Source organism: Alteromonas lipotrueae (assembly GCF_019249215.1).
Taxonomy (GTDB): Bacteria; Pseudomonadota; Gammaproteobacteria; order Enterobacterales; family Alteromonadaceae; genus Alteromonas; species Alteromonas lipotrueae.
Genome location: NZ_JAESDI010000028.1, coordinates 1 through 12,014 on the forward strand (window position 1 = coordinate 1; position 12,014 = coordinate 12,014).

Annotated in this window: 17 protein-coding genes; all 17 read left to right on the forward strand. The window is 42.2% G+C overall.

Annotated features, from left to right (window positions below; genetic code table 11):
• The first annotated feature begins 94 nt into the window (after positions 1-94).
• The gene (locus JKP82_RS20400) at positions 95-529 is read left to right on the forward strand and encodes a WapI family immunity protein (RefSeq protein WP_218398521.1); all 435 of its coding nucleotides are present in this window, start codon (positions 95-97) and stop codon (positions 527-529) included.
• A 539-nt stretch (positions 530-1,068) separates the two neighbouring features.
• Entirely contained in the window at positions 1,069-1,389 is a 321-nt protein-coding gene (locus JKP82_RS20405) for a hypothetical protein (protein WP_126874109.1), read from the forward strand.
• Positions 1,390-1,537: 148 nt separating this feature from the next.
• A complete protein-coding gene (locus JKP82_RS20410) occupies positions 1,538-1,816 on the forward strand; it encodes a hypothetical protein (RefSeq protein WP_218398523.1) in 279 nt (92 codons plus the stop codon).
• Between the two features lie 132 nt (positions 1,817-1,948).
• A complete protein-coding gene (locus JKP82_RS20415) occupies positions 1,949-2,383 on the forward strand; it encodes a hypothetical protein (RefSeq protein ID WP_159531474.1) in 435 nt (144 codons plus the stop codon).
• A gap of 109 nt (positions 2,384-2,492) precedes the next feature.
• On the forward strand, positions 2,493-2,927 hold the full coding sequence (locus JKP82_RS20420) for a hypothetical protein (protein WP_218398545.1): 435 nt from the start codon (positions 2,493-2,495) through the stop codon (positions 2,925-2,927).
• A 220-nt stretch (positions 2,928-3,147) separates the two neighbouring features.
• Positions 3,148-3,525, forward strand: a complete 378-nt coding sequence (locus JKP82_RS20425) for a hypothetical protein (protein WP_218398525.1) — start codon at positions 3,148-3,150, stop codon at positions 3,523-3,525.
• 939 nt (positions 3,526-4,464) lie between these two features.
• Entirely contained in the window at positions 4,465-4,812 is a 348-nt protein-coding gene (locus JKP82_RS20430; protein ID WP_218398527.1) for a hypothetical protein, read from the forward strand.
• 117 nt (positions 4,813-4,929) lie between these two features.
• The gene (locus JKP82_RS20435; RefSeq protein WP_218398529.1) at positions 4,930-5,268 is read left to right on the forward strand and encodes a hypothetical protein; all 339 of its coding nucleotides are present in this window, start codon (positions 4,930-4,932) and stop codon (positions 5,266-5,268) included.
• Positions 5,269-5,397: 129 nt separating this feature from the next.
• Positions 5,398-5,757, forward strand: coding sequence for a DUF2147 domain-containing protein (locus JKP82_RS20440; protein ID WP_138579868.1), 360 nt, complete (start codon positions 5,398-5,400; stop codon positions 5,755-5,757).
• A gap of 129 nt (positions 5,758-5,886) precedes the next feature.
• On the forward strand, positions 5,887-6,534 hold the full coding sequence (locus JKP82_RS20445) for a hypothetical protein (RefSeq protein WP_218398531.1): 648 nt from the start codon (positions 5,887-5,889) through the stop codon (positions 6,532-6,534).
• A 132-nt stretch (positions 6,535-6,666) separates the two neighbouring features.
• The gene (locus tag JKP82_RS20450) at positions 6,667-8,103 is read left to right on the forward strand and encodes a hypothetical protein (RefSeq protein WP_218398533.1); all 1,437 of its coding nucleotides are present in this window, start codon (positions 6,667-6,669) and stop codon (positions 8,101-8,103) included.
• A 72-nt stretch (positions 8,104-8,175) separates the two neighbouring features.
• Positions 8,176-8,700 carry a hypothetical protein gene (locus tag JKP82_RS20455; RefSeq protein WP_218398535.1) on the forward strand — a complete coding sequence of 175 codons (525 nt, stop codon included), beginning with the start codon at positions 8,176-8,178 and terminating at the stop codon, positions 8,698-8,700.
• 28 nt (positions 8,701-8,728) lie between these two features.
• Positions 8,729-9,094: a hypothetical protein gene (locus JKP82_RS20460; protein ID WP_218398538.1), complete on the forward strand. Its 366-nt coding sequence runs from the start codon at positions 8,729-8,731 to the stop codon at positions 9,092-9,094.
• A 126-nt stretch (positions 9,095-9,220) separates the two neighbouring features.
• Positions 9,221-9,520 (forward strand): hypothetical protein, encoded by a 300-nt coding sequence (locus tag JKP82_RS20465; protein ID WP_013783728.1) that lies wholly within the window; start codon positions 9,221-9,223, stop codon positions 9,518-9,520.
• A 539-nt stretch (positions 9,521-10,059) separates the two neighbouring features.
• Positions 10,060-10,383, forward strand: coding sequence for a low molecular weight protein tyrosine phosphatase family protein (locus tag JKP82_RS20470; RefSeq protein ID WP_218398540.1), 324 nt, complete (start codon positions 10,060-10,062; stop codon positions 10,381-10,383).
• Between the two features lie 130 nt (positions 10,384-10,513).
• Positions 10,514-10,831 (forward strand): ribonuclease E inhibitor RraB, encoded by a 318-nt coding sequence (locus JKP82_RS20475; RefSeq protein WP_218398542.1) that lies wholly within the window; start codon positions 10,514-10,516, stop codon positions 10,829-10,831.
• Positions 10,832-11,415: 584 nt separating this feature from the next.
• Positions 11,416-11,724 carry a hypothetical protein gene (locus JKP82_RS20480; RefSeq protein ID WP_218398544.1) on the forward strand — a complete coding sequence of 103 codons (309 nt, stop codon included), beginning with the start codon at positions 11,416-11,418 and terminating at the stop codon, positions 11,722-11,724.
• Positions 11,725-12,014: the final 290 nt, after the last annotated feature.

Below are 12,014 nucleotides of genomic sequence, written 5' to 3' on the forward strand. Positions count from 1 at the left end.
CGTTCGCTGGGACGCATACATGCGGGGCGGCTTCGCCATTATGCCCCACATGCCTGCGCCCCTTATTTAAAAGTTATAAGGCACAAGGATAAGTATGCTCTTCGAAGTTGGCGTTTCGGACTCCGAAAAACTAAAAATAGAAATCATCGGATATGAAAGAGAAGCAACAGGTGAATACTATGACGACAACTGGTTATCCGTGAAAGTCAGTTTATCTTTTGGCGGGTTTCAAGGCGTATTCTGCGCAGCATTCTTAACGAGAGACTTTCATTCTTTTCTACCTAAACTGGAACAGCTTTATAAGAGCCTAAAAGGCACTATTAAGTTTGAAACTCTTGAACAACAACTTGAATTTACGCTGACAGGCGACGGTAAAGGAAATATTGAACTCGCGGGTGAAGCTATGGATGAAGCTGGCCCAGCAAATCTACTGAAGTTCTACAGCTCTTTTGATCAGACCTATTTACCTTCGTCAATTAGCCAGCTAACAAGGTTATGCGGTAAGTATCCAGAGCGTGGTGCCTTATAACAAACGCATTAACACTCGCTGCGCTCGCTAGGGACAAAAACACGTAGGCTCCCTGCGCTTCGCTTGATATTGTAGCCTACGTATTTTTGCCCGTTATGCGGGTGTTAGGCGTCATTTACTTACAGCATTAAAAAGTGGGTTCAGCCATGACATTAAAGCATCAAGGTTGTTTCGCTAGGTTGTCTTTGCGGCTAGCTTTAGTTGCTGTTTCATCGGCTTTAGCAACGCGTTTTTCATCAACACCGCAACGCCAACATTCTGCATCATCAGCTTTCTAAACTCGCTCTTTTATCCAGCAATGCCGTTAACATCTGGCTTTTCGCACAGGGTTGTTTTATCTTAAATTCAATAATTTAAACAAGCTGGCTAATTGGCTAGTGGTGGCAGCAAAGCTGCGTACTTTCAGTTGTACGCCTAACAAAACGCTCAAGCCACTCCCTTCGGTCGCTGGGACGCTAACATGTGGGCTGACTCACTTCGTTCGGATTTTAGCCCACATGCTAGCGCCCCTTAGCTTAAAGTTATATGGAAAGTTAAACATGTGGGACTCATTCAAACCTGACAATTGGAATACCTTACCTCACATATCAGGGCGAGTTGCCTCTGAAATGGATGTAAAAAACGGCTTAGCTGTTTTCTATATACCAGAGGGTAGCTTTGTACTGGATGCCAAATTACCTACATGTGTTATTCAGATTAATGAAAAAACAGGAGAACGAACTCCTGCCGTCGTAATTCAGGCAGAACAAATCGGAGAACAAGTTTACCTTGGTCTGCGTTATCTTGACGGTGGTAATGGTATTTGCGGGCTCGAAGAAGTGGAACAACTAGAAGAACCAAACGAAGAGTTTGCCATATAACAAAACACTAAAGGCGCTCGCGCTGCTCGCTGGGACGCTAACACATGGGCTGCGTCACTTCGTTCCTAATTTTAGCCCATGTGTTATTGCCCCTTAGTGGGGTGTTATACCCCTCAGGCGCGAATTTAAGGATATAGGAAATGCAAAAATGGATTTGTTAGACCTAATTGAACACGTAAATGACGAAGAGTCATTTCTAGCTTTTGCTAAAGCCCTTGAAGAAGATAAAAGGGACGAAAGTGAAAAAGAAAAACGTAAAACTTCAAATATATACTCACATGGCGCAAATGGATGGCAAAATGCAAGTATTGAAGACTTTCTAGAGTCCGCAATTGCATTTGCGGAAGACAACGCCACTTGGCAAATAGAGACTAATTTATGGAAAAAATTTGCATTGTTCTTGTTAGGTGGAAAAATCTATGAGTAATTGGCTAGCGTGGTATAACAAACCAATAAACAACGCTCGTTCCACTCGCTGGGACAATTCCTCGCTGGCGGCTACGCCATTTTCGCCAGCAACCAATTGCCCGTTATTGGGGTGTTATATTGCAGGAGTAACATGGAAAGTCAGCTCGTAGTTTCATCAATATGGGAAGATGAATCTTTATTTGAAATCTCTATATTCGGTAGTAATGGGCAGTTCTCTGGCCAAGCAGATTGCTATACAAATAGAGAGGAGATTGAGCATCTGGGAAGACTTCTTGAGAAGTTTCCTCGAACCACAAAAGATGAGTTCGAGTTCAAAAGCCGTTCCACCCCTGATCTTTCTTATTTTTCCATTCATGCTTTCTGTACAGACAGTTCTGGCCATACAATGTTTGCTGTTACTATTGCTCACATCGAATCTTTCACTAATGTCAGAAACGAAAGCTATAAAGTTAACTTTGATATGAAAGTCGAGCCTCAAGCAATTTGTAACTTTGGTATACAGCTTCAGCGCATAGCGGTTAACCCTCTTGGTAAAACAAAGGCTGTATTGAAAAATGCAATATAACAAAAAAATTAAGTACGCCCGCTGCGCGGGCTGGGACGCAAACACGCTGGGCGGCTGCGCCATTATGCCCTACGTGCCTGCGCCCCTTATTTAAAAGTTAGCTTTCATCATGTTTGCCATCTTAATTATTTCAACACTGTTACTATTGTTTAGCTATTTAAGCTATAGAGAAAATACTCACCCACTTTGGAGCGAGTATGTCGCTGCAAGTGAAAATATACCCAAACCACACGGTAAGCCCAACTCAATAGAAATGGTCTTTTTTTGGAAAAATTGCTCTTCTTATAAATATTCGACCGAGAAAGACTATTGGAACTCCATGGCTATACACTGCTTCAAAGAAGGCTTACTGGTAAAACGTTCATTTTTCCTTTTTTGGCGTAAACCAATTTTCATAAGTTGGTCCAGAATTGAAGAAAAACACAACTTTAGAGAGTGGATAGCTAAAAGGCGGGCCCTGCAAATCAAGAATACTTCCCTTTATTTCAGCATCACAGAAAGCGCTTATCAACAGCGCGGTAAAATGGTAAAAGATGAAAGCTAACAAAACGCTCAAGCCGTTCCCTACGGTCACTGGGACGCTTACACGCGGGGCGGCTTCGCCATTATGCCCCACGTGCCAGCGCCCCTTAGCTTAAAGTTAGCCATCTAATATAATTATGAAGATTAAAATTTTACTTTTGTATGCATTGTTATTTTATAGTAAAACTTATGCTTGCAGCTTCGCCCCAGGCTATGAATTCCCCAGACATTCTAGTGTTTACGTGGCTGACGAAATACCAACTAAACCTATTGTATCTGTTGTATCGGTTAATCGCGGAAGCGACGATGGTAATGGCGGTTCGTGCTCAGATGCAGGAATAATAGTACTCAGATTTGAAGACGATAACTCAATCAATAAAACTTCGTATCGATTTAAAGTACTCGATAGCAATTTTTTTTCAGATGTATTCCCATCAGAGGCGGTAACTTTCGCACCACTGAAACGTAATAAACGAGAAATGTATTTTGTTTGGTTCGACTTAGCTGAGTCTAGCCCTGAAAAGCTCGATTTTAAACTACAAATTGTCGCAGTATCAGCATCTGGACAAGAAAGTGAGCCAGAGCTAGTGGTTGTTTCGGAAAACGGTGAAAATGGCTAACAAAACGCTCAAGTCGCAACCCGCCGTGCGGGCCGCTGGGACAAAAACACAATGCGGCTTCGCTATTCTCGCATTGCGCTTTTGCCCCTTAGCTTAGTGTTAGGTGCTACAAGGAAATACGACATGCCATACAGAGTTAAACACTACGCTCAACCTGTCAACGTAGGTTACTCGGTAAGTTGGGAAGCTGTCGCAATCGAGCTTTTCATTGGGGCTATCTGTTCTGTTATGGCATATTTCGGATGGACAACGGGAGTAATACTTATGGCTGCACCATGCGCCTTTGTTGCATTTTCATGTTATGTATTGGTCATCGCACAAATAGTTCTTTATCTTAGAGAAAAACAACAGAGCAAGGACCCAAAATAGAACGGCAGCTGTTATGGCACAATCTAGGTTATTTAAGAGCGCACCTAACAAAAAAATTAAGTCACTCACTTCGTTCGCTGGGACGCATACATGCGGGGCGGCTTCGCCATTGTGCCCCACATGCCTGCGCCCCTTATTTAAAAGTTAGGCGTCATTTACTTACAGCACTAAAAAGTAGGTTCAACCGTGACATTCCAGCATCAAGGCTGTTTCGCTAGGTTGTATTTACGGCTTACTTTTTCGGTAGTCCCAACGACTTTAGCAGCGCGCTTTTAATCAACACCGCAACGCCAACATTCTGCATCACCAACTTTCTAAACTCGCTCTTTTATCCAGCAATGTCGTTAACATCTGGCATTTCGCACAGGGTTGTTTTATCTTAAATTCAATAATTTAAACATGCGGTCTATTTGGCTAGTGGTGGCAGCAAAGCTGCGTACTTTCAGTTGTACGCCTAACAAAACGCTGTTGGCACTCCCTTCGGTCGCTGGGACGCCTATACGCGGGGCGGCTTCGCCATTATGCCCCACGCATCTGCGCCCCTTAGCTTAAAGTTATGTTCTCTAGAGTATGAATAGACTAATAAGATTAAATACCACTTTTAGCACAGCTGATGCAGAGTCTCCGGAAATTCATTACCGTAATGATGAACTATTCTTAACGTTTAAGGATTGGCAAAATAAAAATGTATCACTTTTGTTTGCAGATCCGGTTGCATTCAAATGGGAGGAAGCCGATAGCTTTTGCGAGTGTGAAAGAGATGACTCTTGCTACATAATTGAAAATTCAGAATGGATTGCAACTTATTTGAAACATGGAGATATATCAAAGAATGAAGCATACCAGCACTATAAATTTAACTTCAATGGTATCGGACAATTAGAAGTGATTGCGCCCTCTTTTCTGGAACGAACATAACAAACTGCTGTAGTCGCTCGCAGGCTCGCTGGGACGCAAACACATGGGCTGCGTCGCTTCGCTCCTAAATTTTAGCCCATGTGTTTCCGCCCCTAAGCAGGGTGTTAGGTGCTACTGGTGAAAAGTGAAGCTATTACTTTTTTCAAAGGTGTTTTTCTAGGTGGGTTTTTCTCTTTAGTCGCATTTGGTTGCCTAATTGGTTTAATTGTCCAGCTTGACCAAGAAAGCTCAGAATTAGTAAATTTAATTTTATGTGCAATCGGCTTAGGTGCTTCTAGCTTAGCTGCACTTTGGGGTGCTGGTTTTTGGAAACGTTGGTGGCTTGTTGGCTTCTTTGCCTTTGCTCCGGTTATACTCATAGTGGATTTCACTTTAAATCCATTCTTTCCAGTAGGCACAATCATTGTTGCTGTTTTGTGCTCCTTTAATCAAGGCAATAAAAGTGCACGCACCTAACAAGCCAATCAACTCTCTCACTTCGTTCGCTGGGACGCATACACGCAGGGCGGCTTCGCCATTATGCCCTACGTGCCTGCGCCCGTTATTGAAAAGTTATACACAATGCGCAAAATCAGGAAAATTAAAGTGAATAAAACCAAAACGTCTCTTCTATTTTCTGTTTTCATAGGCACCTATTTAGTAACGATAAGTGCATTTGCTTCATCAACAATAGAAGGCGTTTGGAAGCATGCAACAAAACCAGCTCTAATCGAATTCAATTTAACAACTGGTGTAGCAAGTGTTAAAGAACACCAGACTCATAAACAAAACTCTGGCCTCACAATCATCAAAAATATTGTTCAATCAACAGAAGCTGAGTGGGTTGGGGAAATGTACAATGGCTACAAAGACAAATATGTATTCGTCACAATCAAGTTAAATGACACATCGCTATCTGTCTTCGACTCCGAAAACAGTGAAGTGCTTAAACTTATTAAGGAGTAGCCTTGTGTATAACAAAAAAATCAAGCTCGCCCGCTGCGCGGGCTGGGACGCATACACGCGGGGCGGCTTCGCCATTATGCCCTGCGTGCCTGCGCCCCTTATTTAAAAGTTAGGTGCCAAGAGGAAGCGATGGCCACACCAATACATAGCAAACTCATCAATAGGGCAGCCAGGGAAATTCTGAAGCCGGTTGGATTAGTTAGAAAAGGACAATCTAGGGTTTGGCTGGACGATAATGGGTGGTGGCTTACAATGATCGAGTTTCAACCATCTAGTTGGTCTAAAGGTACTTATCTGAATGTAGGGATATCGTGGCTTTGGTACCCGAAAGAATTTATGTCTTTCGATATTGGATACAGAGAAAATTCATTCATAGAATTCAAAGACGAAGATTCTTTTTTTCCAGAAGCGATCGCGCTTTCAGAGAAAGCAAAGGTTAAAGCCCTTGCCCACAGACATTTAATGTCATCTCCAGAACTTGCTAAGGAGTTTGTATTGACGAACACTGTGGGGGACAAACAGAACATTTGGGCATGCCTAAATAAAGGATTAGTTTGTTTACATGCTTCAGATTTTCAAAGCGCAAACATGCACTTGGAAAATGTGCTGCAATGCAACGATGACAGGGGTTGGGCTATTTCGGTAAAGGACTTTACAAAATCAGTATTAAACCTCACACCAAAGGAACAACTTCTGGCTGTAAGGAATGCAATTATTCATTCACGTAAGCTTAAAAAGCTGCCAGAAATGGAGGTTTTGTTTGGCAATGGCACCTAACAAAAAAATTAAGTCACTCACTTCGTTCGCTGGGACGCATACACGCGGGGCGGCTGCGCCATTATGCCCCACATGTCTGCGCCCGTTATTGGAAAGTTATGCACTCCAATGAAAGATTAAGAAGGAAGCCTGATGGCAAAGAAAAACGTCGTTAGTATCGGAATGGAAATCCCTGGTGCCGATATCAAAACTTTAAGCATGAAGTCAAAATCTTCGTTACTCGATTTTGACATAATAATTATCGATCCAGCTATCGATGATTTTTATGGATATAGTTACGAAGACTATCAAGGTAAGCCGTGCTTAGACGATACCAACTCCTTTCGATTGAAGGAGCATATTGAACACTGGCGCAGAGAAATACTAGAGGCAGTGAAAGCTGGAAAAAACGTTTTCCTTTACCTTAACGAAGAAGAAGAGGTATTTATCGCTACCGGACAAAAATCATACTCCGGTACTGGGCGGAACCGACAAACAACCCGACATGTGGTTTTGGCATCAAACTATCAAATAGTTCCTGGAGGCGTTGAGACTACGAACTCCAACGGCTCATCAATGGTGCTATCTGGGAAAAATAATGAGTTGGCACCTTACTGGAAAGAACTTGGCCCAGAATCAGAATTTAGACTTCTTCTAGATGGCGAGGGATTAATACCCACTGTCCAAACAAAGAATGGCGCTAAAACAGTAGGCGCGAAACTCCGATATAAAAATGCTGATGGGAATTTATTTCTCATGCCTTACATAAGCTTTTCTGATGAGAAGTATACCTATGAAAACGAGGAAGATGACAAGATATACTGGAATGAAGAGGCATGTACTCTAGGAAAGAAAATCATAAGTGCCATATGTGCACTTGATAAATCAATCCGGTCGTCAGGCGAGGTATCCGCTGTTCCTGATTGGGTTTTTCAGGACAAGTACCTTCTCCCCAAAGAAGAAAAAATACGAGACAAACTTATTGCTGTAGAGAGCAAGATTGAAAAATTACAGCAACAAAAAGAGAGGCATGAACAGGACATTGCTGATGAATCTATCCTTAAAAGACTAATATATGAAAACGGAAAGCCGCTGGAAGCGGCCGTCCACTTAGCGCTAAAAGCACTTGGATTTGACGTGTCTCACTATGAGGACGCAGAATCAGAGTTTGATGTTATTTTCGAATGCAAAGAAGGAAGGCTGCTTGGAGAAGTAGAGGGAAAGGATAACAAAGCGATTAGTATTGATAAGTTGCGGCAACTTGAAATGAACATACATGAGGATTTCTCAAGAGAAGATGTAACCGATATGGCGAAAGGCGCTTTGATTGGAAATGCCTTTCGCTTGCAGGAGCCTACGGAGCGATCAGACTTTTTTACTGAAAAATGTATAACTGCTGCAAATCGAAGTGGTACAGCACTGATTCGTTCTGATGACCTGTTTAATGTCGCAAGGTATCTATCAGGGAAATCAGACAAAAAATACTCGGCTAAATGTAGGTCTGCAATTTTGGCAGCAATTGGCCAAGTTGCATTTCCACCAATACCTAATTCTTTAGACAATGCCGAGACTATAGCAGATGCCGAATAATTGCATAACAAGTAAAGGCAGCGGACGCAAAAATGCGCCGCTGCTTTAAGCGTTATGTTCCAAGGAGGAAAAGTGCGAACAATCTTAGTAGTCTTGCTTTTTCTGGTTAGCTTCAGCAACGCCCAAGAACCAGCGCCATTAGCTTCATGCCTTTCTTATGAAATGAATCGCATTGATAAGGATACGGGCAAGTTTGTGCTACAGAATGTGTTTGCGCCACAGTTGTTTGAAAACTTGAAGCAGAATTTTCCAGATCAAGACATTGACTGGTCTAATTGGGCCACGAGTGTAGATGAATATATAGGTGAAGATGGCAGATCTAAAACGAAGCTCAAAGGTTGTTTTGATGTGTCTATAATTCATGAGAACACTGAGTTGATTTCTTCAATAATGAGAATTTCAATGACTAGGTTTCAAGCGGCTATGAAATTCTATTCAAAGCCTGATACCGAGCATATACCTCAAAATAAAGTCGATTCAATGCTTGATGGTTACGAGGAAGTTCTTAAAGACCCAAAAGTTAAGCAAGCTATTGAGAAAGAGTTGAAACATAACAATCAAATGCATCCGACGCCAAACAACGGCGCGGCTGATTAGGCCGTTAGTTCCCAAGAGAGAATAAAGGATGATTCAAGACCAAATAACCTTCAATCATTGGATGGATAGTCAGTTGGACGTAGAAATTCCAACTGAAATAATCGCCTTCAATATCAACATATATGAATCTCCATTTAAAATTGAGTTGGTTGGTTCAAAAGAATTCGATACAGAAGACGAAGATTGGGCGTGCAATGAAAATTGGATTCCAAAGGACAGAGTAATCTCAGTTTCTAACGTCCTTTTTGGAAAATGTTGGGAAACCGCGCAAGGCACTTTGCTCCAATTAGCTCAAAACTATTTGCAATCAGGCTGTAAAAATGCCCACAAACTTAAACACGCAAAGGCATTTGCTATTGGCTTTGTAGACGGTAATCTTAACTATGTGCGCTAGGGAACTAACAAGGCGCTCAAGAGGGACACATACATGCAGCGGCTTCGCCATTATAGCTGCATGTATGTGCCCCTTAGCTAAGTGTTATTGCCCCTAAGTTGGGTGTTATGTTCACAAGGATGTTTTATGAAAGGCTCTAAGTTTTTATTAATAGTTTTAAGCCTTTTAGCTCTTCCACTATTTTTATTTGCCACATACTCAATATACAACTATTTAGCGTTCCCTGAAGCGGACTTACGGCATGAGAATTTGTACATTGTTGCTTTCATGGTTTTATATGGTCTGTTTCTGTTTATCCCATATAGCATCGCAATGGTTGTTGGCTGGCATGTAAACACGCTCAAACTAAAGTTAATATCAGCTTTGCCTTTCATTTTGTTGTTATTTTGTGCAGTATTTGCCGAATTAGAAGGGGTGCCATGGTAAGTAAACATAACAAAACGCTGTTGGCACTCCCTTCGGTCGTTGGGACGCAAACACGGGGCCGCTTCGCGATTATAGCCCCGTGCCTGCGCCCCAAAGCTTAGTGTTAGAAGGCGTCAGCCTAAACTGCGTTTGGCTTTATAAAAATATCAGTACAACCACACTCGCCTGTTATTTCAAGCATCGCTCTGGCGTTTGGTTGTTTTAACTTCGCTGCATTAACTTCAAAGGTCGCGCAATAGGCGCTTTATCGACTAGTTCTTATTTTGAGTCAGCAAGCGCCATTGCGTTTGTCAGCTCAAATGGCAGCTTGCCTCAGTCAAATCAAAAACATCACCGCGCTGTCGTTTTACTTGTTTGTGTTAATAATCAATCGTATGCTGGCTTTATCAGTTTTTAAAAATGCTAAGGGAACAGGCTCTGCTTCTAACAAAGCGCTTAAGTCACTCCCTTCGGTCGCTGGGACGCTAACACGTGGGCTGCTTCGCATTATAGCCCACGCGTTAGCGCCCCTTAGCTTAAAGTTATGTACTTAAGGAAACATGAACCTACTATTTGTTTGTTCAGAAAATCGTTTACGTAGCCCAACCGGTGAAGAAGTCTTTTCTGAATATGAAGGAATCAACGCAATCGGGTGCGGCACAAATGCAGATGCCGAAACACCGCTTTCAGGCGACCTTATTGAATGGGCTGACGCCATCTTAGTTATGGAAAAGTCTCACAGAAACAAGGTCGCCAAAAAGTACAAAGATTTACTTAAAGGTAAAAAATTGGCTTGCTTAGACATACCAGACAATTACGAGCGCATGCAGCCCGAACTCGTTCGCCTTTTAAAAAGTAAGGTTCCAAAGTTTGTGCGGTTGTAATTGGCACGCACATAACAAAAAAATTAAGTCACTCACTGCGTTCGCTGGGACGCAAACATGTGGGCTGCTTCGCATTATAGCCCACATGCTTGCGCCCCTTATTTAGAAGTTATGTGCCAAGGAGGCTATATTGAATTTTCCAGATGATGCAGATGGTGACGTTTTAAGAAGACTCGATGAATCTGGATTCGATTTTTCTAAGCCAACAACGATAGATTTCAATATCGACTTTGTGTCCTGGCCTCCTCATCCGGATGCAATTTCAAAGCTTAAAGAATTCTCTGGTGCAGTTGAAATTTACGAGCCTGACGAGGAATATAGCGGTTATGTCTTATTTAACATCCACCAAATTCTCTCTTATGAGTTGGTAATAGAAACTCAGGAAAATGTTACTTCTTTCATGGCCGAGTATGGCGGCGTTTGCGAATCTTGGGGTGTTTTGAGCTAATGGCACATAACAAAAAAATTAAGTCACTCACTTCGTTCGCTGGGACGCATACACGTGGGCTGCTTCGCATTATAGCCCACGCGCCTGCGCCCCTTATTTAAAAGTTATGTGACTAAGGGAATAGAATCATCTAATGACTAATGAAGACAGATTGCAACTTCCTAAGATACAGTTATTGGTCCTTTTTTTATCTAGTTGCTTCTTCATACTTCCTAGTGTTTTCAAGCTCAATGTTTTAGCTAGTTGTACTTTTGCATTCGTCATTTTTTTCTATCTGCTCAGTGAAATAGAATGGTTGCGTAGGTACTTTGATATGTCCAATAAACAGTTAGCGCTTAACATTATCTTAATTGGAATTAGTGGGCTTCTGGCCTTCGAAGTGTTTTTTATGTTCGCTCTAGTTGCCATATATCCTGTTTCTAAATTCCATAAAACTTAGGTACTCTATATTGGCAAAGTCACATAACAAAAAAATCAAGTCACTCTCTTCGTTCGCTGGGACGCATACTCGTGGGCTGCTTCGCATTATAGCCCACGCGCCTGCGCCCCTTATTTAAAAGTTATGTGCTACAGGGAAATTTAGCTTGGAAACTGTCGATATAGAATGTGAGGTTGAAGTCTCCCTAATTGAATTTGCCATGAAAGATCGCTGGGGATATCGGACTGGGATAAGCCCAAACCATTGGATCCCTGGTCGCGATTACGCTTTCATTGGTAAATTAAATTTTATCGATACCGAAATATTAGAGCCAGGGGGAACTTGCAACGCACTTGGTGGTTTTATTTTACCCAAACAAGATTTACCTTTGATTAAAAGGGGCTTTACTTGGCATATATGTGAGGCGTACACCATAGTAGGTTACGTAAAGGTTGTTTCAGAACCACACACATAACAAACGCATTAATTCGCTCGCAGGCTCGCTGGGACAATAACACGTAGGCTCAGTCGCTTCGCTCCAATTTTAGCCTACGTGTTATTGCCCATTATGCGGGCGTTAGAAGGCGTCAGCCTAAACTGCGTTTGGCTGTATAAAAATATCTATTCAACCGCCCTCTCCTGTTGCTCCCAACATCGCCCCGGGCTTTCGGTGGTTTTAACTTCGCCGCTTTAAATTCAAAGGTTGCGCAATAGGCGCTTTACCGCCAAGTTCTCATTTTCATCCAGCAAGCACCATTGCACTTG